This window comes from Hymenobacter sp. (assembly GCF_031398885.1).
In the GTDB taxonomy this organism is placed as follows: domain Bacteria; phylum Bacteroidota; class Bacteroidia; order Cytophagales; family Hymenobacteraceae; genus Hymenobacter.
The window spans coordinates 14,495-35,749 of the sequence record NZ_JANNOD010000097.1; the positions used below are offsets into that span (position 1 = coordinate 14,495).

16 protein-coding genes are annotated in these 21,255 nt (G+C 58.6%); 11 read left to right on the forward strand and 5 right to left on the reverse strand.

Annotation, left to right across the window (positions count from 1 at the left end):
• Window positions 1–123 precede the first annotated feature (123 nt).
• The 5 genes from RMO51_RS18275 to rpsF form a co-directional block, all read right to left on the reverse strand.
• Window positions 124–2,220 carry a thioredoxin domain-containing protein gene (locus RMO51_RS18275; protein WP_310397078.1) on the reverse strand — a complete coding sequence of 699 codons (2,097 nt, stop codon included), beginning with the start codon at window positions 2,218–2,220 and terminating at the stop codon, window positions 124–126.
• A 72-nt stretch (window positions 2,221–2,292) separates the two neighbouring features.
• Entirely contained in the window at window positions 2,293–4,920 is a 2,628-nt protein-coding gene (locus RMO51_RS18280) for a GSCFA domain-containing protein (RefSeq protein WP_310397080.1), read from the reverse strand.
• Between the two features lie 99 nt (window positions 4,921–5,019).
• Window positions 5,020–5,463, reverse strand: coding sequence for a 50S ribosomal protein L9 (gene rplI / locus RMO51_RS18285; protein ID WP_310397082.1), 444 nt, complete (start codon window positions 5,461–5,463; stop codon window positions 5,020–5,022).
• Window positions 5,464–5,560: 97 nt separating this feature from the next.
• Window positions 5,561–5,794 carry a 30S ribosomal protein S18 gene (gene rpsR, locus RMO51_RS18290; protein ID WP_035561439.1) on the reverse strand — a complete coding sequence of 78 codons (234 nt, stop codon included), beginning with the start codon at window positions 5,792–5,794 and terminating at the stop codon, window positions 5,561–5,563.
• 54 nt (window positions 5,795–5,848) lie between these two features.
• Complete coding sequence (gene rpsF / locus RMO51_RS18295) at window positions 5,849–6,226, reverse strand: 30S ribosomal protein S6 (protein ID WP_310397084.1); 378 nt, start codon at window positions 6,224–6,226, stop codon at window positions 5,849–5,851.
• Between the two features lie 481 nt (window positions 6,227–6,707).
• Here rpsF and RMO51_RS18300 point away from each other — a divergent pair, with 481 nt between their 5' ends.
• The 11 genes from RMO51_RS18300 (at window position 6,708) to RMO51_RS18350 (ending at window position 21,249) form a co-directional block, all read left to right on the forward strand.
• Entirely contained in the window at window positions 6,708–8,054 is a 1,347-nt protein-coding gene (locus RMO51_RS18300; protein ID WP_310397086.1) for a cytochrome c3 family protein, read from the forward strand.
• Window positions 8,055–8,200: 146 nt separating this feature from the next.
• A complete protein-coding gene (locus tag RMO51_RS18305; protein WP_310397088.1) occupies window positions 8,201–11,236 on the forward strand; it encodes a TAT-variant-translocated molybdopterin oxidoreductase in 3,036 nt (1,011 codons plus the stop codon).
• 11 nt (window positions 11,237–11,247) lie between these two features.
• Entirely contained in the window at window positions 11,248–12,705 is a 1,458-nt protein-coding gene (gene nrfD, locus RMO51_RS18310) for an NrfD/PsrC family molybdoenzyme membrane anchor subunit (protein WP_310397091.1), read from the forward strand.
• Complete coding sequence (locus tag RMO51_RS18315) at window positions 12,698–13,225, forward strand: DUF3341 domain-containing protein (RefSeq protein WP_310397093.1); 528 nt, start codon at window positions 12,698–12,700, stop codon at window positions 13,223–13,225. The genes nrfD and RMO51_RS18315 overlap by 8 nt, the downstream gene beginning before the upstream one ends.
• Window positions 13,225–13,977, forward strand: a complete 753-nt coding sequence (locus RMO51_RS18320) for a cytochrome c (protein ID WP_310397095.1) — start codon at window positions 13,225–13,227, stop codon at window positions 13,975–13,977. The genes RMO51_RS18315 and RMO51_RS18320 overlap by 1 nt, the downstream gene beginning before the upstream one ends.
• Before the next feature lie 6 nt (window positions 13,978–13,983).
• A complete protein-coding gene (locus RMO51_RS18325) occupies window positions 13,984–15,318 on the forward strand; it encodes a quinol:cytochrome C oxidoreductase (RefSeq protein ID WP_310397097.1) in 1,335 nt (444 codons plus the stop codon).
• Between the two features lie 150 nt (window positions 15,319–15,468).
• The gene (locus RMO51_RS18330; protein WP_310397099.1) at window positions 15,469–16,476 is read left to right on the forward strand and encodes a cytochrome c oxidase subunit II; all 1,008 of its coding nucleotides are present in this window, start codon (window positions 15,469–15,471) and stop codon (window positions 16,474–16,476) included.
• A 32-nt stretch (window positions 16,477–16,508) separates the two neighbouring features.
• Entirely contained in the window at window positions 16,509–18,383 is a 1,875-nt protein-coding gene (locus RMO51_RS18335) for a cbb3-type cytochrome c oxidase subunit I (RefSeq protein ID WP_310397101.1), read from the forward strand.
• A 124-nt stretch (window positions 18,384–18,507) separates the two neighbouring features.
• On the forward strand, window positions 18,508–19,650 hold the full coding sequence (locus RMO51_RS18340) for a COX15/CtaA family protein (protein ID WP_310397103.1): 1,143 nt from the start codon (window positions 18,508–18,510) through the stop codon (window positions 19,648–19,650).
• A 66-nt stretch (window positions 19,651–19,716) separates the two neighbouring features.
• The gene (gene cyoE / locus RMO51_RS18345; RefSeq protein WP_310397105.1) at window positions 19,717–20,568 is read left to right on the forward strand and encodes a heme o synthase; all 852 of its coding nucleotides are present in this window, start codon (window positions 19,717–19,719) and stop codon (window positions 20,566–20,568) included.
• Window positions 20,569–20,754: 186 nt separating this feature from the next.
• Window positions 20,755–21,249, forward strand: coding sequence for a cytochrome c oxidase subunit 3 (locus tag RMO51_RS18350; RefSeq protein WP_310397107.1), 495 nt, complete (start codon window positions 20,755–20,757; stop codon window positions 21,247–21,249).
• Window positions 21,250–21,255 lie beyond the last annotated feature (6 nt).

Genomic DNA, 21,255 nt, shown 5'->3' on the forward strand with positions numbered 1-21,255 from the left:
CGGCCCCCTCTTCTTCGGAGGGGAAGCACCGGCCCTGCGCCCGGCAGTCTTGCCCTGAAAAATCGTCCGGCTCCCCCTCTCCGCGGGGGAGGGGGCCGGGGGGTGAGGTGCTCCGCCGAACGTTTAAAGCGCCGCCAGCGCCTCGGCTATGCTGTGCACCGGCGCCAAACAGGCCTGGTTTCGGCAGATGTGCACAGCCGTCCGGGCTTCACCGGCGGGCTTGAGCAGCTTGAGCAGCGGCAGCTCCGAAGCCGCTTCCGTACCCGCCAGCACCGCATCAAACAAGAACCGGCGGTTAAGTTCTTCCCGAAACGGCTCGGCTTCTGGTCCGATGATGGATACTTCCGCGCCCGGCCGCAGCAAGGCCGCGTACAGCGACGCCCAGTTGGTGAGGTGCTGCGGCTCCTTCACCACTAGGTGCCGCACCTGGGCCAGCATGGCCGCGGCCAACGCCACGTAATCAGCCCTTTCGAGGTGGCGGCCCAGGCGGCGCAGGTTGTGCGCCATCACGGAGTTAGAGGCGGGAATGACGTTATCAAACAGCTCTTTCTGGCGCGCAATCAACGGCTCGGCGCTGCTGTCGGTGTAGAAAAACTGCGTTTCGGTGGGGTCGAAGAAGTTACTTAGCACGTAGGCCGTAAGTGTTTCCGCCTCGCGCAGCCAGGTTTCCACGAAGCTGACTTCGTAGAGACTGAGGTACGCCTGAATGAGGAGCGCGTAGTCTTCCAGAAAGCCGCTGATGCTGGCCCGGCCGTCCTTACAGGTGCGGTAGAGGCGGGGGCCGTCGCGCAGGTTGGCTTCGATAAAGCGGGCGTTGCGCTCGGCGACGACCAGAAACTCGGGCTCCCCGAACGCGCGGTAGGCATCGGTGAGGCCCTGGAGCATGAGGGCATTCCAGCCGGTGAGGATTTTGTCGTCGAGGCCGGGGCGGACGCGCACGGCGCGCACGGCCATAATCTTTTGCTTCCAGCCCGCCACCAGCTCGGCCACCACGCCGGGGGCCAACTGGTGCGCTTCGGCAAACGCGGCGTCGGTTTCGCGGCGGTGTAAGATGTTGCGCCCGTGTTCCCAGTTGCCGGCCGCCGTGCAGTTGTAGTAGTCGGAAAACAATGGCTCCTCGTCGCCCAGAATGTCGCGCAGCTCGTCCTTGGTAAAGACGTAGAACTTGCCCTCTTCGCCCTCGCTGTCCGCATCCAGCGACGAATAGAAACCGCCTTCCGCGTTGGTCAGCTCCAGCCGGATGAACTCCACCGTGTCGTACACCACTTCCCGGAACAGCTCGTCCTGCGTCAGCTGGAAGGCTTCGCTGTACAGGCTCACCAGCTGCCCGTTGTCGTACAGCATTTTCTCGAAGTGCGGGGCCCGCCATTCGCCGTCCACCGAGTAGCGGGCGAAGCCGCCGTGCGCCTGGTCGTAAATACCGCCCCAGGCCATCTCACGCAACGTCAGGACCGCCTGCGCCAGCACGGCCCGGCTGCCGCTGATGACGTGCGCCCGCAGCAGGAAGCGCCAGATGCTGGGCATCGGGAACTTGGGCGCGCGGTTCATGCCGCCGTGCTCCCGGTCAAAACTTGTGCTCAGGTTGTACACCAGCAGCTTAAACTCTTCGTCAGACACTCCCGCCGGGCCGGCTTCCGGGGCGATACCGGCGGTTTGCAGGGCCGGGTGGTCCGCTTCCTGGGCCGCCGGTTGGTTCTGCGCGCCGTATTTCTGCAACTCGCTGGCGCCAATTACCTCCATAAACCGCTCCGCCGACTGCTCCAACTCGCCCCGGTGCTCGCCGGCGTAGGCCTGGCCAATGTTTTCGAGCAGCTTCACCCAATTGTCCTTGGGGAAATACGTGCCGCCGTAGAACGGCTTGGCTTCCGAAGTCAGGAACACATTGAGGGGCCAGCCGCCCTGCAGGCCCATGGCGTGCACGGCCGCCATGTAAACCTGGTCCACGTCGGGCCGCTCCTCCCGGTCTACCTTGATGCACACGAAATGCGCATTCATCACCGCCGCCACCGCGTCATTCTCGAACGATTCACGCTCCATCACGTGGCACCAGTGGCAGGCCGCGTACCCAATGCTCACCAGAATGGGCTTCTGCTCGGCCCGGGCGCGGCCCAGCGCCTCGGGACCCCACGGGTACCAGTCCACCGGATTGCGGGCGTGCTGTTGCAGGTAGGGACTGGTTTCCTGAGCGAGGCGGTTGGTCGGGTGCGGAGCGTGGGCCATTGCGGTCTGAAGAAAAGCAAGCGAGGTATTGAAACACCAAACCCGGCAACAAAAGCCGGGTTTGGAAAATAATCAGGCCGGTTTGGCGGGTTTTTTCGGCGGTTTCAGCTCAGAACCGGTTGGATTTGAATTAACGGCTTTAGCTGTTGGTGGGGTTGCAGCTTTCGCGGCCGGTTTCTTTGCTGCTGCTTTTGGTACAACCGGCTTGGCAGCGGCAGCCTTGGTTTTTGCCGCAGGTTTCGGTTTGGCTGTGGCCGTCGGGGTCGGCGCCGCCGTGGGCTCAGCCACGGTGCCTGTGGGCTTAGCTGCCGGCTTTACCTTGGTTACGGCCGCGAGCCGTGAGAGCGGAGCATCCTCTTTTGCCGAAGTTGCAGTTGCTGGTGTACCGGCGGTCTTGCCTTTGCTTTTATTTGAGGCAACCTTAGTAGTCACCGCTGCCTTTTTTGTCGATGCCGCTTTCGTCAGCGGCGCAGCGAGCTCCACCAGCGTTGCTGAAGAACCCGTCATCCGGCCCGCCGCCACTTGGGTGCGCACTTGCAAAGCATCGGGCACGGGCACCACCGGAGTATCGAAGGCAGGCTTTTCAGGACGGGCCCCGCTGACGGCCCGCTTAGAACGGTTCGGCTTGCGCGGGACGGCCGGGGCGGGCGTCGTTGCTGGAGCGGAGGCTTCACCAGAAACGCCCGATACAACGGCTGCCGGAGCAGCAGGCCGCTGCGCCTCTGGGCGGTCGCGGGTCGCAAGGGCGGGAGTAGCTGGTTCGGCCTTTGACGAAAGCGCCTCGGCAGCGGTACCCGTATTCGCCCGCGGTGGCACCTCACCGGACTGAGCAGCAGATGCAGCGGCGGTGGTCGGACCTACGTCTGGCCTTCCCGTTCCCCGGTTATTGCGGCCGCGGTTATTGCGCGAATTAGTCCGGGCTGCTCCCGCTCCAGCAGGAGGCGTCACGTTTTCAAGAGCCGCCGCGGGTGCTGGCACCGGAGCCAGCGTAGCCTTCGAGACGGGAGAAACGGCCTCGATGGTCGGCGTCGTGGGAGCAGCAAACAGCTCTGCCCGCGGGACCCGGCCAGCCTCTTGGCCCCGCCCGCCCCGCTTCACGGGCACTGATTTAGCTATGACCGTGGATTTCCTGTCCTCTGGTGCGGGCGCAAGCTGTTCGTCAGCTGCCGGAGCCATTCCACTCATTCCGACGAGGGCAGCCGCACTAGCCTCAGCCTCCGGTGATACCTCACTCCCTGCCAGCCGCAAGGCGTTTTTACGCGCCGTGCGCTTGGCGCCGCCCCGCGAGCGACGCTTCTTTTTCTTAGCGGTTTCTCCATCGAGCGCATCCCCCGCTGATTCCGCGCTTTCGGGGGCCGCAACCGGGCGGGCGCTTTGCACCGGCTCAATAGAAGCCAACGGCTCGGCGGCCAACTCAACATCTTCCAACACAGCTGATTCATTGCCAACCGAAGCGCCAGCAGCCTGGAACTGCTCATTTTCGGTTTCGGTTGCCCGCGGTCTCTTGCCGCGGCCGCGCTCCGGCCGGCCCGAGCGGGCGGCCCGTTGAGCCCGGAACTCCTCCGGCGATAGGCGCGGCGGCCGGCCCCCGGTGGGCGCCGGCACCGCCTCGCTGGCCGGCACAATCATGGGCGCATCCACAGCCGCTGGGCTGTTTCCGCTGGCAATTTGCTCTTCACCGTCTTCCGCAGCCGCGGCCGGTTCCGCTTGCTTGGGCAGGGGTAACGCCGCAAGCCGCGTCCGCACCTCCATCAATTCGGCCGCGACTTCTACCTTGCGTAAGCTGAATTCTTCCAGCTTGTGCAGCGTATTTTCCAGAAAATGACGGTGCTCTGGTGCGCCCGCGTGCAGCGGCCGGTGCCCCAGCGACTGCTGCACCGCCGCCCAGTCCTTGCGAAACCGCCCAAATTCCGCGTCGAAATACGTCCGGGCAAACTTGTCCCAGACATACTCTTCCGCCACCGCCGAGGGGTGCAGCATGTCCGCCGCGTAGAAACGGTAGTCGCGCAAATCATCCACCAGCAGCTCGTACGCCGGAAAATAAGCCACTCCCGGCAGCAAGTCGCTCACGAAATGGGTGGCCACCCGCAGCACCGACTTGCTCACCGAGTTCAGAGGCAACGTGTCCTTCAAATGCCGGACGGGGCTCACCGTCAGCACAAAACGAATTTCGGGGTTTAGGCGCCGCAGGAAAGCGTGCGTTTCAGCCAAGCCGTTGATGATTTCGTCGGGCGTGAGCAGTTCCCGCACGAATAAGTCGGCCGGCTGCTTGTGGCAGTTGTTCACCAGCTCGCCGGTTTCGCGCAGGCGGTAGGCCCAGGCCGTGCCCAGCGTTAGGAGCACCACGTCGGCGCTGCGCAAGAATTCGCCCGTGCGCCGCACCAATTCCTGAATGATTTGCAGCAGCTCCACCGGCGAGTCGGCCCCAATGCTGCCGTGCAGGTCGTAGCTCTGCCAGCGGCCGCGCGCTTCCACGAGGTGCTGCTGCCAGTCCACATCCTCGCCCGCCGCGGCGCGCAGCAGCCGCCCCAGTGCCAGTGGTTGGAACACGGTGCCGAAAGGATTAACCAACGCATCCACTTTGTGGGCCGCGAGGCGGGAGCCGATGCTGTCGGCAAAGCAGGAGCCCATGGTGAGGACCCGCGCCGTGCGGGGCATCTGGTCCGTGGCCGGGGCAACGGGTAGTTCGGTTCTAAACATCAAAGCAAAAATAGCCCGTAACCGGCATCTGGCCCGGAAGCGGAAATAAAAAAGCCCCGCCGGATGGCAGGGCTTTTCCTGAAGTGTTGCTGCGCGAGCCTACTCGGCTACCACGCGGAACTTCACCGTGTGCTTCACTTCCTTGTGGAAGTTGGCCGTGGCGGTGTAGTCGCCGGCCACCGAAGGCTCCTGGTCGAACGACAACCGCTTGCGGTCCACGTCGATGCCTTTAGCCTTCAGCGCTTCGGCTAGTTGCAGGGTGGTGACGCGGCCGAAGATTTTGCCGCTCTCGCCCACTTTGGCGGGCAAGTCCAGCACCATGTCGCCGATTTGGTCGGCAATGGCTTGGGCGTCGCCCTTCACCTTGTCGGCCTTGTGGGCCGCCTGGCGCACGTTCTCGGCCGTGATTTTCTTGTTCGTCTTGTCGGCCAGCATGGCCAGGCCCTGCGGCAGCAAGAAGTTGCGACCGTAGCCCGATTTCACGGTCACGATGTCGTTCTTGTACCCCAGGCCCTTAACGTCGTCTTTGAGGATGATTTCCATGTCTTGAAGGGAATTACGAATGAAGAATGGGGAATAAGGAATTGGCACGAAATGCCGCTTCAACTCAATTCCTCATTCTCGATTCCTCATTCTTAATTTATTTAAGGGCGTCAGCTACGTACGGCATCAGGGCCAGGTGGCGGGCCTTGGCGATGGCCTGGGTCACTTTGCGCTGGAACTTGAGGCTGGTGCCGGTGAGGCGGCGGGGCAGCACGCGGCCCTGCTCGTTCACGAACTTTAGCAGGAAGTTCGGGTCTTTGTAGTCCACGTACTTAATGCCGTTCTTCTTGAAACGGCAGTATTTCTTGCGGGTGTCCTGCGGCTTGTTCATAGCCGACCGGTCGTTGTTCCGGTTGTATGCGGGAGATGCCATGTTCAGTGCTGGTTATTGGGCGACGGCTTCGGTTTCTTTCGCAGCCTTCTGCAGGTTCATCTCGCCATTGCGGCGGCGGCTGTTGTAGTCCACGGCGTGCTTGTCAAGCACCGTGGACAAGAACCGGATGATGCGCTCGTCGCGGCGAAAGGCCAGTTCGAGCACGTCAACGATGTTACCTTGACCAGTGTACGACAGGCAGAAGTAGTAGCCTGTGGTTTTCTTCTGAATCGGGTACGCCAGCTTGCGCAGGCCCCAGGCTTCAGTGGACAAAAGGGCGGCGCTATTTTCCTTAAGCACCTGGGTGAACTTCTCGACCGTCTCTTGCACCTGGCTCTCGTTCAACACGGGAGTTACGATGAAGACCGTCTCGTAATTTCTTGCTTCCATTACGACGGGGTGAAAATATGGGGGTGAAAAAATTTGATTGGGGCGCAAAGGTACTGACTTTCCGGCAGATTGCCAAGCGGAAACGAAGCCCCTGCGGGGGAACACGTCGGAAGGAAAGACCACTGGCCAATGCGGCTTCACGGTGCGCGAAGAAGACCAGCAGGCCAGGGAAGCCAAGCGGGCACTTGTTACTGATAATTTATTCGAATTCGGGGTAACAAAAGCGGGCAAATAAGAGTTGTGAGCTAGAGTTTTATACCCACCATACACATGTTTTTAGGCAGTTGGTCGTAAGCAGGGCTGTCAATTAAGGGAGTAGCGTGCCAGCCGGTTTTACCCCCGGTAAAAGCATATAAACGGACCAGTATGGCTGGTTGCGCACGCCCGGAAATCACATTCCTTTTTTTGCCACCGACGATTCCTGAACTACCTTTGTGGCCTTGAAATGCCCCTAGCGTTTCGTTTTACCGTCTATTTTCTTATGAATAGCAATCGACTTCGTTCGTTACCTCATCTGTTGCTGGCCCTTCTGCTCACGTTTGCCGGCGCCCAACAGGTTTCGGCCCAGGCCAGCACGGCTGCCGATGTGAAAAAAGAAGGGGTTGTCCCCGGTGCCACGGCCGCGGCCACGCCGGCTACCGCCGTCGCTCCAGGCGATGCCGGCGGAGATGCCGCGGCCGTTGCCGCTGGCGACGCCCTCTTTAAGGCCAACTGTACCCAGTGTCACGCCATCAACGAACAGGTGGTGGGTCCGGCCCTCTCCGGCATCACCAAACGCCGGACCATTGCCTGGCTGATTCCCTGGATTAAGAATTCGAGCAAAGTGGTGGCCAGCGGCGATGAGTACGCCGTGGCTATTTACAACAAGTACAACAAGCAGCAAATGCCCTCCTTCGCCCTTTCGGACAAGGAGATTACCTCTATTTTCGCTTACGTCACGGCTGAAGAAGGCAAGTCGGCCAACGTCGCGGCGGCGGGTGTCACCGCCGGAAACGCGGCGGCGGCTGATGGAAAGACGGACGGCGGTGGAGCAGCCGAAGCCGGCGCCGGCAAGTACGTGGACGTACTCCTCATTGTATTGGTAGTGGTGCTGATTGTGCTGGTCGTAACGCTCGTTATCATCGGTAACCTGATGAAGGACGTGTTGAAGGGCCGCAAGGACCTCGATGGTCGTGATGTAGAAATTCTGGACCAGCGCTTTGACTGGAGCAAGCTGTATCGTTCGCCCGTGATGCGTGGCATTGTGGGAGTCGTATTTGCCCTGGTTTTACTTTACGAAGGCGTACAAAGCGTGATGGCCGTGGGCCTGACGCAGGGCTACCAGCCCACGCAGCCCATTGCCTTCTCGCACAAGCTCCACGCCGGTGAGCACCAGATTAACTGCGCCTACTGCCACACGTCGGTATACAAGGGCAAGTCGGCCAACATTCCTTCGGCCAACATCTGCATGAACTGCCACTCGCAGATTAAAACGGAGTCGCCAGAGATTAAAAAGATATACCGGGCCATTGAGCGCAAGCAGCCCATTCAGTGGGTGCGCATTCACAACCTGCCCGACTTGGCTTATTTCAATCACTCGCAGCACACCCAGGTGGGTGGCTTGCAGTGTCAGACCTGCCACGGCCCCATCCAGAACATGGAAGTGGTGTACCAGTATTCGGCCCTCACCATGGGTTGGTGTATCAATTGCCACCGCGAGATGCCCATCAACGCGAAGGATAACAAGTATTACGACAACCTCGTGAAGCTGCACGACACCAAGAACGCCGGCGCACCTTTCACCGTGTCGTCGAACGGTGGCACCGAGTGCTCGAAGTGCCACTACTAATTGAACGATGGGGGCTTGAGAACTTGGCTCCCCACGCCTAAGTAGCCCTTCATCCCAAAAAAAGCCCCCGCTTATAAATTCAAGTGCCTTGCGGCCGTCAGCGGATTGCCAAATCCCCAAAGCCCCAAGTCCCTAAGTCCCCAAAAATGAAGTACTGGAAAGGAATTGAGGAACTAGAAAGCGCTCCGGAGTTCATGCAGTCGGCTTTCGCCGAGTTCATGCCGGTCAAGGAAAGCCACGAGAGCAGCGATGCTACCTCGGCTCCCCGCCGCGACTTCCTCAAACTGATGGGTTTCGGGGTGGCCGCGGCCACGTTGGCCTCTTGCGAAACCCCGGTGCGGAAGGCCATTCCGTACCTGAACAAGCCCGAGGAAATAGACCCCTCCATCTCCAACTTCTACGCATCTACTTATTTCACCGGCTCCGACTACAACGCCGTTTTGGTGAAAGCCCGGGATGGCCGGCCCATTAAGCTGGAAGGCAACCCCGAATCGCCCATTACGCGTGGTGGCCTCTCCGCCCGTGCCCAAGCCGCGGTGTTGAGCCTGTACGACGGCGGCCGTTTGCAGCACTTTTCCATCAAGTCGGGCAATACCCACAGCAAAGCCGACGTGCCCGCGTTTGACCGGGCCGTGCGCGAGAAGCTGGCCGCCACGACCGGCCGCATCGCCATCGTATCGCCAACTATCATCAGCCCCAGCACGAAGAAGGCCATCGCTGAATTTGCCGCCCGGTATCCCAATACCACCCACGTCATGTATGACGCGCAGTCGGCTACCGGCTTGCTGCAAGCCAACAACGGCGTGCTGCCCGGCTACGACTTCAGCCGCGCCAATGTCATTGTGAGCCTTGGTGCCGACTTCCTCGGCACTTGGATTTCGCCGGTGGAATACGCCAAGCAGTACGTGGTCAATCGCAAGGTGAGCAGCGACAAACGCACAATGTCGCGCCACTTTCAGTTTGAAACCAGCATGTCGCTTACCGGCTCCAACGCCGATGTACGGGTGGCAGTGAAGCCTTCGGAAATGGGCGCGGTGGCGCTGGCATTGTACAATGCCGTGACTGGCACTGGCGGCACCTCGTCGTACACCAATCCGCAAGTGCCCAAAGCGGCGGCTGAATTGACGGCCAACCGCGGCGCCGGCTTGGTGGTGTCGGGTTCAAACGACCCGGCGGTGCAGGCCCTGGTGGCCGGCATCAACCAGGCGCTGGGCAACGTGGGCACGACCGTCAATCTGACTTCGCCAAGCAACGTTCGGCAGGGCGACGACGCCCGTATGGCCGCGCTGGTGAATGACATGAACAACGGTAGCGTTGGAGCGGTCATCTTCTACAACGCCAACCCGGTGTACAACCACCCGCTGGCCGAGAGAGTGAAATCCGGCATCGCTAAAGTGCGGCTGACCATTTCACTGAACGACCGGTTGGATGAAACGGGCAGCCTCTGCCAGTACGCGGCCCCTGACAGCCATTGGTTGGAGTCGTGGAACGACTACGAGCCGAAGCGCGGCTTCTTGAGCCTTGCGCAGCCGGTCATTACGCCCCTCTTCGCTACCCGGCAAGCCCAGGAAAGCCTATTGCGGTGGGCTGGCAACAATACGACCTACTATAAATACCTGCGCGCCAACTGGCGTGGACTAACGCCGACTGACGCTGCCTGGGACAAGGTGGTACACGACGGTGTGGCCACGGGGACAGTGCTACCCGCCGCGCCAGCCATGCTGACGGCTGCCCTGAGCCCGACGGCGGCGGCGAGTCAAATCAGCAGCGCCGCCAAGCTCAACGGCATCGAGTTGGCTCTGTATGAGAAGGTTGGCCTGAGTGCCAGCGGCTGCGAAGCCAACAACCCCTTCCTGCAAGAATTGCCCGACCCGGTTTCGAAAGCTACCTGGGGCAACTACCTCGCCGTGCCGCGCAAGATGGCCATCGACAACAAGTGGGAGCAGGGCGACGTCGTCAAAATTTCGGCCAACGGCCGCAGCGTTGAATTGCCGGTGCTGATTCAGCCCGGGCAAGCAAATGGTACGGTGAGCGTGGCCCTGGGCTATGGCCGCACGCTGGCCGGCAAGGCGGGCGACAAAGTGGGCGAAAATGCCGCCCCCCTGGCCCTGGTCGGGGCCAGCGGCATTCAGTACATGAACGTGGTGACCTTGGCCAAGACCGAGGCAACCTCACCCATCGCCCAGACGCAGACCCACCACACCATCATGGACCGCAAGCCGGTGGTGCAGGAAAACTCGCTGGTCAACTACAAGAAGAACCCCAAGGAAGTAACCGAATACGAGAAGGTGGCGACACCCGACGGTTTGGAAAAGCCCAACAAGGTTTCGCTGTGGCAGGACTACCAGTATAACAACCACCACTGGGGCATGGCCGTGGACCTCAACTCCTGCATCGGCTGTGGCTCGTGCGTGATTGGGTGCCAGACCGAAAACAACATTGCCGTGGTGGGCAAGCAGCAGGTTATCAACCGCCGCGAGATGCACTGGATGCGCATTGACCGCTACTACAGCTCAGACCATCACAAGGACGAGTTTGAAACCAAAGGCAAGGTGAGCACCTACGCCGCCATGGAAGACCCTTCGGAGAATCCGCAGGTGATTTTCCAGCCGATGATGTGCCAGCAGTGCAACCACGCGCCCTGCGAAACGGTGTGCCCGGTGCTAGCTACCACGCACAGCTCGGAGGGCATCAATCAGATGACTTACAACCGTTGCATCGGCACCCGCTACTGCGCCAATAACTGCCCGTACAAAGTCCGCCGCTTCAATTGGTTCTCGTATTATTCCAACGAAAAGTTTGAGACTGTTAACGGCCACATGTTCACCGACCTGGGCCGCATGGTGCTGAACCCGGATGTGACGGTGCGCGCCCGCGGCGTGATGGAGAAATGTACGTTCTGCATCCAGCGCATCCAGCTGGGCAAGCTCGAAGCCAAAAAGCAGAAGCGCCGCCCGCAGGACGGTGAGATTGTGACGGCCTGCGCCCAGTCGTGCCCCACCGAAGCCATCGTGTTTGGCGACATGCGCGACCCCAAGAGCCGCATTAGTCAGTTGCTGCGTCGTGAGGATGGCGAGCGGGCCTTCCACTCGCTGGAGTCCATCAACGTGCAGCCCAACGTCACGTACCTGACCAAGATTCGGAATTCGGAATCGGAGTTTTTTGCTAAAGAAAACGCTTAATACATACCATTATGCAGCACGTATCAGCCGTACGCGAACCGCTCGTCACTGGCGGTAAGACGTTACACGACGTAACGCAGGACATCTGCTACCAGGTCGAAGCCAAGCCCAACATCCGGTGGATGGCTGCTTTGAGCGTGGCCCTGTTCTTCTTGGGGGTGTTCTTCTACTCCGTCTACCGCACCGTTTGGTTTGGCATTGGCGAGTGGGGCCTAAACAAGACCGTGAACTGGGCCTGGGACATTACCAACTTCGTATGGTGGGTGGGCATTGGCCACGCCGGCACCCTGATTTCGGCCGTGCTGCTGCTGTTCCGCCAGAAGTGGCGGTCGTCCATCAACCGGGCGGCAGAGGCCATGACCATCTTTGCGGTAATCTGCGCGGCCATGTTTCCGGTGCTGCACATGGGTCGGCCTTGGCTGGCGTTCTGGGTGTTTCCGTTCCAAAACACGTTCGGCTCGCTGTGGGTGAACTTCAACTCGCCGCTGCTTTGGGACGTGTTCGCCATCTCGACTTATTTTACCGTGTCGCTGGTGTTTTGGTACATCGGCCTGATTCCTGACTTCGCTTCCATCCGCGACCGCGCCAAAGGCACCATTGCCAAGTTTAGCTACTCCATGCTGAGCTTCGGCTGGAAAGGCTCGGCCAAAGCCTGGTCGCGCTACGAGACCGTGTCGCTGATTCTGGCGGGTGTCTCCACTCCGCTCGTGTTGTCGGTGCACACTATTGTGTCGATGGACTTTGCCACCTCGGTGGTGCCGGGCTGGCACACCACCATTTTCCCGCCCTACTTCGTGGCCGGAGCTATCTTCTCGGGCTTTGCCATGGTGCTGACTCTGATGCTGATTACCCGGGTGGTGTTTAAGCTGGAAGATTACATCACGCTGGAGCACATCGCGCTGATGAACAAAATCATGATGGTGACCGGCTCCATTGTGGGCGTGGCCTACATCACGGAGTTCTTCATTGCCTGGTATTCGCAGGTGGAATTTGAGCAGTATGCCTTCATCAACCGCGCCACCGGGCCCTACTGGTGGGCGTACGCAGCCATGATGACCTGCAACGTGATTACGCCGCAGCTCGTGTGGTTCCGCCGGGTGCGCTACAGCATTCCGCTGACCTTCGTGCTGTCCATTATTGTCAACATCGGCATGTGGTTCGAGCGTTTCGTGATTATCGTGACCTCGCTGCACCGTGACTACCTGCCTTCGAGCTGGGCCATGTTCTCGCCCTCCATCATCGACATTGGCCTGTACGTAGGCACCCTGGGCTTGTTTTTCACGCTGTTTCTGCTCTTCGCCAAGTTCTTCCCCGTGATTAACATGGCCGAGGTAAAGACCATCCTGAAATACACCGTGGACAACGGCCCCACCTACAACCCGCAGAAAGCGCACGCGGCTCCTGCCGCCCAACCCACCACCGTCGGAGTGCCGGCTTCGGCTCCCGTAACCTACAACAAGCATGACTAAGCGCTTTGCCCTTGGCATTTTCGAAGACGAGGACGTGCTGCTGCACGCCGTGGAAAACGTACGCGCCGCGGGCGTTAAAATTCACGACGTATTCTCGCCTTGTCCCGTGCACGGCATCGACGATGCCCTTGGCATTGAGCGGTCGCGTCTGCCCATCGCTGCGTTTTTCTTTGGCATGACGGGTTTGGCCTTCGCGCTGTGGCTGCAGATTTACATGATGGGTTTCGACTGGCCCATGATTGTTGGGGGTAAGCCGCACATCTCGCTGCCCGCCTTCGTGCCGGTTGCTTTCGAACTGACGGTATTCTTCACCTGCCACGGCATGGCCATCACCTTCTTCACCATCACGGGGCTGTACCCGCGCTTCAAGGTGCCGGTGATGGATGTTCGGGCCACCGACGACAAGTTCGTTTTAGCGATTGAGTTGGACGAGAATAGCTCGCAACTACCCCGGCTGACCAAGCTGCTGCGCGAGAACGGCGCTTCGGAAGTCAACCAGAAAGAAATGACTAACAAATAATGATGCATCCGCTGAATATAAGCCTGCGCGCCGCGGCGCTGCTGCTGTCCCTGGGGCTGGCCACCACAGCTTGCACGACCAATGGGAACGATACCGGCGTCCAGTATGCACCGGAGATGTACGAGCCGCTTGCCTATGAGCCGCTGCGTCAAACCAGCTTCAACTCGGTGAATGCGTTTGGCATCAACGAGCGCACCCCGGCCAATGGCACCGTGCCGCGGGGCAAGACGAGCTACTACACGCACATTCCCAAGGACAGCGTGGGCATTGCCGAGCGGACGTTGCGCAACCCATTTCCCTACACCAAGGCGAACCTGGAAGAAGGCAAGGTGCTGTACACGCGCATCTGCTCGCACTGCCACGGCGAAGCCGGGGCCGGTGACGGCCCCGTGGGCGCTAAGTTCAAGGGGGTGCCCAATTATACGGCCGGCGCCTACAAAACCATGAACGACGGCCATATCTACCACGTCATTCAGTGGGGACGCAACCGCATGATGCCTCACGGCTCCATCGTGAACCCGGAGGAACGGTGGAAGATTGCCATGTACGTCCGCGTGTTGCAGCGCGGTGAAGGCCCCGATGCCCTGAGCAAGCTGGTTGCTGTGGGACCCAAAAGCACTGCCAGCGACTCCACCGAGATGACCGACCGGACGAACCAAGCCCCGGTGGGCCAAGCCCAGGCCAGCACCGGCTCCGAAACGCCCGGTCAGGGTAACACTCAAGCAACCAACGGCACTGCCACCCCTCAGTAACGCACCATGGCAACTCTGACGCAACAAGAAAGCGCCACGGCTGAACAGCTCGTCGTTACGGATGGCGCCCGTAAAACATTTCTTACCATCATCGTTGCCGGAGTGGTGCTCCTAGCTTTCGGCATTTTGGCGTCCATAATGGGCTGGGGCGAGGAGCACGCCCCGGCTGCCGGGGAAGCCGCGGAGCACCTCGGGGCCTCGGCTGGTCACGGCGCGGGTGCTTCGTTGCATCACGAAGGCAGTTCTATCTGGCTCAAGCGCGTGCTGGTGAGCCTGTGGCACAGCAATGTATTCTTCCTGGGCGTATCAGCCATCGGCACGGTGTTTATGGCTATCAACTACGTTGCGTACGCGGGTTGGTCGGTGCTGGTTAAGCGCATTGCCGAAGCCCTCAGCGCTTGGATTATCCCCGGCGGGGTGATTATGGTGGTTGTGTTCTTTTTGGGTCGCCACGATATTTTTCACTGGACCCACGAAGGCATTATGGACAAGGGCAATGCCAACTACGACGCCATTATTGCCGGCAAGAGCGGTTTTCTGAACATGCCCTTTTACCTCATCCGCATGGTGAGCTACTTGGCCATCTGGGGTGTGTTGAGCTGGAAGCTTCGGCAACTCTCGTTGCAGGAGGACCTGGTAGGCGGCACTTACTGGTTCCACAAAAGCATCACGGCTTCGGCCTTGTTTCTGGTGCTGTACGCCGTGACGTCTTCCATGGCCGCCTGGGACTGGGTGATGTCGGTTGACACCCACTGGTTTAGCACTATGTTTGGCTGGTACGTCTTTGCGTCGTGGTGGGTGTCAGGCCTCGCAGCTATTGCGCTAACGGCAATTTTCCTGAAACAAGCAGGCTATCTGCGCGCTTTAACGTCCAATCACTTGCACGACCTGGGCAAGCTGATGTTCGGCTTCAGCATTTTCTGGACTTACGTTTGGTTTTCCCAATTCATGCTGATTTGGTACGCTAACCTGCCCGAAGAAGCGGTTTATTTCAACCAGCGCCTCGGTGGGTTTGAAGGCCGCTACACGTGGATGTTCTTTTTCAACTTGGTTATCAACTTCGTGTTTCCCTTTTTGGGTCTGATGACCAGAGATGCCAAGCGTCAGATGATTATCATGAAAATCGTTGCCATTGCCATCCTCGCCGGGCACTGGTCCGACTTCTACCTAATGCTGATGCCGGGCACTTTGAAGGGGGAAAATGGGTTCTTAATTGAGATTGGCATCGCTGCTATTTTCCTCGGCGCGTTCCTGATTCTGTTCACCCGCCGTTTGGCTGCTGCACCGCTTGTTCCGGTTCATCACCCCTTCCTGGAGGAGAGCATTCACCACACTACCTGATTTGGATTTAAGCAGAAGCCCGGTTTTGAATACCCTGAGAATCGGCGTCTTACTTCTCGCTATTACCTATTTAAGCTCAAATTAATGACTGCTCTTGCCATTTTGCTGGTGTTAGGATTGCTGTTGGTCGTTTTCGGCCTGCTGTTTCGCTTGCAGATTCTGACTTCTATTTTCTCGGGCACTTTCACCCGGGACATTGGTATGAGCAATAGCGTAAATGCTATCTTGATGCTGGTGTTCTTGGTTGGCGGCGGTGGATGGTTTGCTTATTCTTTTGTGGAGAATTACGGCAAAATGAACCCGCCCATTGCTTCCGTCCACGGCTTTGCCATGGAGCGGATGTTTTGGATTACCATGCTCGTGATTGGCATAGCCTTCGCCATAACCCAGTCCTTGCTGTTCGTTTATTCCTACAAATACCAACACAAGGAGGGCCGCCGGGCTTACTTCTTTGCGCACAACAACAAAATCGAGGTTATCTGGACCATCATCCCGGCTATTGTGATGGCAGCCCTGATTTTTGCCGGATGGAAAGCCTGGACCCGCATTACCGGTCCGGCTCCTAAAGACTCGGTGGTGGTGGAGGTGATGGGCAAGCAGTTCAACTGGCTGGTGCGCTACCCCGGGCGCGACATGAAGCTGGGCGTGGTGAATTACCGCATGATTGACGCGGTGAATGAGTGGGGCTTCGACTTGAGCGACAAATCTTCGCTGGATGATTTTACCACCAATGAAATCCACGTGCCCAAGGGTGTTCCCGTGTTGATTAAGATTCGTTCGCGGGACGTGCTGCACGCCGTATACATGCCGCATTTCCGCGTGCAGATGTACGCCGTGCCCGGTATGCCGACGCGGTTCTGGTTCACGCCAACGACGACGACTGACGAAATGCGCGCCCGCTTGGGCAATCCGAAGTTTAACTATGAGTTGGCTTGCAACCAGGTGTGCGGCGGTAGCCACTTCGCCATGAAAGCCTCCGTTATTGTGGACGAGCCGGACGATTACCAGAACTGGTACGCGGCCCAGCAATCTTTCTCGCAGAAAAACCCGGAAGTACTGGCCGCCCTCAAACAGAAAGCCAAGACGACGGTTTCTCAGGTAGTCGCTCCCGCTGAAGCTAAAGAAGAGGCCTCCGCACCTTTGGCCGCTTCTTACTAACAAAATACTAACAATACCTCCCTATGTCAGACATGGCAGCCAAACCCAATCTTTCCCCGGGCGTGCAAACGCAGGGCGGCATTGGTACCAGCGCAGTGCCCGCTACCGAGCACGATGAGCATATTCACGAGCACCACGAAGAACACAACCAGCACTGGCTGTGGAAGTACGTATTCAGCCAGGACCATAAGCAAATTGCCAAGCAGTTCCTGATTACGGGCATGCTGTGGGCCATCCTAGGTGGCACGCTTTCCAGCCTCTTCCGTTTGCAGCTTGGCTGGCCTGAGGGTACCATGGAATGGCTCAAGCCTTTCCTGGGCAACTGGATTCAAGCCGGCAAACTGAACCCCGAGTTCTACCTGGCTTTGGTGACCATGCACGGTACCATCATGGTATTCTTCGTGCTGACGGCAGGTCTGAGCGGCACATTCTCGAACTTCCTGATTCCGCTGCAAGTGGGTGCCCGTGACATGGCTTCGGGCTTCATGAACATGCTCTCGTACTGGTTTTTCTTCCTGTCGAGCGTGGTGATGTTCGCGTCGCTGTTTATTGAAACGGGCCCGGCCGCTGCGGGCTGGACAATCTATCCGCCGCTGAGCGCGCTGCCACAGGCCATTCCGGGCTCGGGTGCCGGCATGACCATGTGGTTGGTGAGTATGGCGCTCTTCATTGTTTCGCAGTTGTTGGGTGGCGTGAACTACGTGACTACCGTCATCAATCTGCGGACCCGGGGCATGAGCATGAGCAAGCTGCCGCTTACTATCTGGGCTTTTTTCCTGACGGCCATTCTGGGTATTCTCTCGTTCCCGGTGCTGTTTTCGGCTGCCCTACTGCTGATTTTTGACCGTTCGTTCGGTACCTCTTTCTTCTTATCGGATATCTACATTGCTGGGCAGGCGCTGAGCAATCAGGGCGGTTCGCCGGTGCTGTTTCAGCACTTGTTCTGGTTCCTGGGTCACCCCGAGGTATACATTGTAATCATGCCTGCTATGGGCATGGTATCAGAAGTATTGGCCACGAATGCTCGTAAGCCCATTTTTGGCTACCGCGCCATGATTGGCTCGCTGATTGGTATTTCGATGCTTTCCTTCGTCGTGTGGGCTCACCACATGTTCGTCACGGGTATGAATCCTTTCCTCGGTTCGGTGTTCATGTTCCTGACACTGATAATCGCAGTGCCCTCGGGCGTTAAAGTATTCAATTGGCTGGCCACGCTGTGGCGCGGTAACATCCGCTTCACGGCCGCCATGTTGTTCTCCATTGGCTTCGTATCGCTGTTCATTTCGGGTGGTCTGACGGGTATCATTCTTGGTAATGCTACGCTGGACATTCAGATGCACAACACCTATTTCGTGGTCGCTCACTTTCACCTGGTGATGGGTAGCTCGGCCTTTTTCGGTCTCTTTGCCGGGGTTTACCACTGGTTCCCAAAGATGTTTGGCCGCATGATGGACGAGAAGCTGGGCTACATCCACTTCTGGTTGACTTTTGCCGGAGTGTATCTGGTGTTCATGCCAATGCACTACGTGGGTATCGCCGGCTTTCCCCGTCGCTACTACGCCTGGACTGGATTTGATGCCTTCTCGCAATTTGCCGACATGAACAAGTTCATCTCGATTGCGGCCATCATCGCTTTTCTGGGGCAGTTCATTTTCATCTTCAACTTTTTCTACAGCATCTTCCGCGGCCGTCGCGCCACCCAGAACCCTTGGAATTCGACCACGCTGGAGTGGACTACGCCGGTTAACCCTGGCCATGGCAACTGGCCTGGAGAGATTCCGGCCGTGTACCGTTGGCCTTATGACTACAGCAAGCCCGGGGCTGAAGCGGACTTTATTCCGCAGAACGTGCCGTACTCGAAGACGCAATCTTCAAATTTGCCATACGAACAGGAAATGGCCGACTAGTTTGGCCCAGCCTGAAAGCCCTGAAGCGGGCCGCCCCACCGGCGGCCCGTTTTTGCGTCAACAAAAAACGGAGTTTTCGTAAATTTTTGGAGACAACTAGGCCCGAAAGTTTGTTTTTAACCAGATGATTAGCTCACAGATAAGCCCCGCAGTTCGTCGGTTCCGCTTCGTCGGAATACTGACAGTTGTTTCCGTTTACTTACTTATCCTCGTTGGTGGTATTGTGCGAAGTACCGGCAGTGGCATGGGTTGCCCCGATTGGCCAAAATGCTTCGGCCAGTGGATACCGCCCACCGAGGCCAGCCAGCTTCCCGCCGAATACAAGGAAATTTACACCGCCCAGCGCGTGGCCAAGAACCAAAAGCTGGCTCGTACGCTGCAGCGCATGGGTTTTGCTCAAGTCGCCGGTAGCATCTTCGCGCATCCAACGCAATACATTGAGACGGATTTTAACCCGGTGAAAACTTGGATTGAATACCTGAACCGGTTGTTGGGCGCACTGATTGGGGTTTTTGTGTTTCTGACCGTGGTTTTTGCCTTTCCCTACTGGCGACGCGACCGGGCCGTATTTTGGTTGGCGTTGGCTTCGTTTCTGCTCACGGGTGTGCAAGGCTACTTAGGGTCTTTGGTGGTTTCCACCAATCTATTGCCGGTGATGGTTACCATTCACATGGCTCTGGCGTTGGTTATTGTGGCCCTGTTGCTTTATGCGGTAGACCGTGCCCGCTTGGCCAGAGAAGAAACAGATTTGGCTGGAAGCGCTGGTCGGGCGACAGGCCCCGCTGAAATTGTCAAAGCGCCCAGCCTGGGATTGCAGTTGGGACTTTGGGTTTCACTGGCCCTCACGTTCTGGCAGATAATGTTGGGAACGCAGGTTCGTGAAGAGATTGACGTGGTGGCGGCTGCTTCGAACTACCTGGGTCGGGAAACCTGGGTGGCCAAGCTGAGCGGTGTTTTCAGCGTACACCGCACTGTGTCGGCAATGGTCGTACTGCTCAATGTCTACATATGCTACGAGCTGTGGCAATTGGCCCAGCCACGCCTGCGCCGCCTGGGCGCGGCCATCCTCGGGGTTATTGGGCTGGAAATACTGGCGGGCGTCACCTTGGCGTCGTTTGCGCTGCCCGCATCGGTGCAGCCGGTGCATCTCACCTTGGCCACCGTTCTTTTTGGGGTGCAGTTCCTCGCGCTGCTGTCAGTGGGCCAGGCCCGGAGAGCTTCGGAAACTATTACGGCCACGGATGTTGCCCGGCGGGTTGTTGCGTAACTTTGCGGCCCCGTTTGGACCGGGCTCAGGAAGCTGAACCGAACGAAGAAATTATTCCAGGTATTGATGGTTAAGGCCCGCGCCTATTTTCAGCTGCTCAAGTTTCGGCTTTCCCTCACGGTAGCGTTTTCCAGCGCAATTGGGTACATGCTCGGAACGCGGGACTTTGGCTGGACCCGGGCGCTGCTCGTGATGCTGGGTGGCTTGCTGGTTACCGGCTCGGCCAACATCATCAACCAGATTCACGAGCGGGACTTGGACAAGCTGATGACCCGCACGGCCCAACGTCCGTTGCCGTTGGGCATCATTTCGCCGGCCGAGGGCTGGACGTTCTGCGTGCTGTTGGGCGTGGTGGGATTGGGGCTGCTCACCGTGGTTTTTAACCCGCTGACTGCCGCGCTGTCGTTGCTTTCGCTCATTCTTTATGGCTTCATCTATACGCCGCTCAAAACCATTTCGCCGATTTGCGTAGCGGTAGGGGCCATTCCGGGCGGGTTGCCGCCGCTCATTGGGTGGGTGGCCGCCACCGGCTACATTGGGGTGGAGGCCTGGGTGCTGTTCGGCATTCAGTTCATGTGGCAGTTTCCGCACTTCTGGGCCATTGCCTGGGTGGCGGATGAGGACTACAAGCGGGCCGGTTTCAAAATGCTGCCTTCGCCCGGCAACCGCGACGTGCGCACGGCCTTCCAGATAATGACCTACACGTTGCTGCTGATTCCGCTGAGTCTGCTGCCGCTGGAGTTCAACATCTCCGGGCGCATCTCCGCGCTGGTCGCGGTGGTGTGCGGGGTGCTGTTTCTGTTGCTCACCGTGCAGCTCATGCGCACCCAGTCGCGCAAGGCCGCCTTACGCATCATGTTCGCCTCTTTTCTTTACTTACCCATCGTACAAATTGCGTTGGTACTGGACAAAATCTAGCCGTTGGTTGTTGTAGATGAGCGTGTGCAGTAGCAGGCGTTTCACCGTTTTTATTACCAAATGGCGTTGGCCCCCGTCGGCGCTTTTCCGATTATGAATCCTTCTGAAGTTATATCCGAAAAGGAAATAGGTCTTGGTTGGCACCCTAAGCGCGTACTGCTTATTCTGCTGATTTTTAGCATTGTGATGATGTTTGCAGCTTTCACCAGCGGCTACATCGTGCGGCGCGACGAAGGCAACTGGCGCGAGTTCGACCTGCCGGCTTCGCTGCTGATAAACTCCATCCTCATTGCCCTGAGCAGTGCCACCATGCAGTGGTCCTTGTTTTCGGCCCGTAAGGACGAGCTTGGCCGCGTTAAAATCGGCATGGCCATCACCCTGGCGTTAGGCCTCGCGTTTTTGGTTGGTCAGTACATCAGCTTTGGCGACCTGGTGGCCGGCAATACCTATTTCGGGGGCGCCGACGCCAATCCGTCCGGTTCGTTCGTATACGTCCTGATGGGCGTGCACGCTTTTCACCTGGTTACGGGCCTGGTTTTTCTGGCAGTAGTGCTGCGGCGGGCCCTCAATTATCAGGTGCATTCGCGCGCTTTGCTCTCCATCGGCAACGTCACGCTGTACTGGCACTTCCTGGGCGGACTTTGGCTGTACCTGTATTTGTTCTTACTTTTGAACCACTAAATCGAC

What these genes read in the sequence shown, in the direction of transcription:
- RMO51_RS18275 (WP_310397078.1), bottom strand. Translation starts at nt 2,220, where the DNA reads ATGGCCCACGCTCCGCACCCGACCAACCGCCTCGCTCAGGAAACCAGT.
- RMO51_RS18280 (WP_310397080.1), bottom strand. Translation starts at nt 4,920, where the DNA reads ATGTTTAGAACCGAACTACCCGTTGCCCCGGCCACGGACCAGATGCCC.
- rplI (WP_310397082.1), bottom strand. Translation starts at nt 5,463, where the DNA reads ATGGAAATCATCCTCAAAGACGACGTTAAGGGCCTGGGGTACAAGAAC.
- rpsR (WP_035561439.1), bottom strand. Translation starts at nt 5,794, where the DNA reads ATGAACAAGCCGCAGGACACCCGCAAGAAATACTGCCGTTTCAAGAAG.
- rpsF (WP_310397084.1), bottom strand. Translation starts at nt 6,226, where the DNA reads ATGGAAGCAAGAAATTACGAGACGGTCTTCATCGTAACTCCCGTGTTG.
- RMO51_RS18300 (WP_310397086.1), top strand. Translation starts at nt 6,708, where the DNA reads ATGAATAGCAATCGACTTCGTTCGTTACCTCATCTGTTGCTGGCCCTT.
- RMO51_RS18305 (WP_310397088.1), top strand. Translation starts at nt 8,201, where the DNA reads ATGAAGTACTGGAAAGGAATTGAGGAACTAGAAAGCGCTCCGGAGTTC.
- nrfD (WP_310397091.1), top strand. Translation starts at nt 11,248, where the DNA reads ATGCAGCACGTATCAGCCGTACGCGAACCGCTCGTCACTGGCGGTAAG.
- RMO51_RS18315 (WP_310397093.1), top strand. Translation starts at nt 12,698, where the DNA reads ATGACTAAGCGCTTTGCCCTTGGCATTTTCGAAGACGAGGACGTGCTG.
- RMO51_RS18320 (WP_310397095.1), top strand. Translation starts at nt 13,225, where the DNA reads ATGATGCATCCGCTGAATATAAGCCTGCGCGCCGCGGCGCTGCTGCTG.
- RMO51_RS18325 (WP_310397097.1), top strand. Translation starts at nt 13,984, where the DNA reads ATGGCAACTCTGACGCAACAAGAAAGCGCCACGGCTGAACAGCTCGTC.
- RMO51_RS18335 (WP_310397101.1), top strand. Translation starts at nt 16,509, where the DNA reads ATGGCAGCCAAACCCAATCTTTCCCCGGGCGTGCAAACGCAGGGCGGC.
- RMO51_RS18340 (WP_310397103.1), top strand. Translation starts at nt 18,508, where the DNA reads ATGATTAGCTCACAGATAAGCCCCGCAGTTCGTCGGTTCCGCTTCGTC.
- cyoE (WP_310397105.1), top strand. Translation starts at nt 19,717, where the DNA reads ATGGTTAAGGCCCGCGCCTATTTTCAGCTGCTCAAGTTTCGGCTTTCC.
- RMO51_RS18350 (WP_310397107.1), top strand. Translation starts at nt 20,755, where the DNA reads ATGATGTTTGCAGCTTTCACCAGCGGCTACATCGTGCGGCGCGACGAA.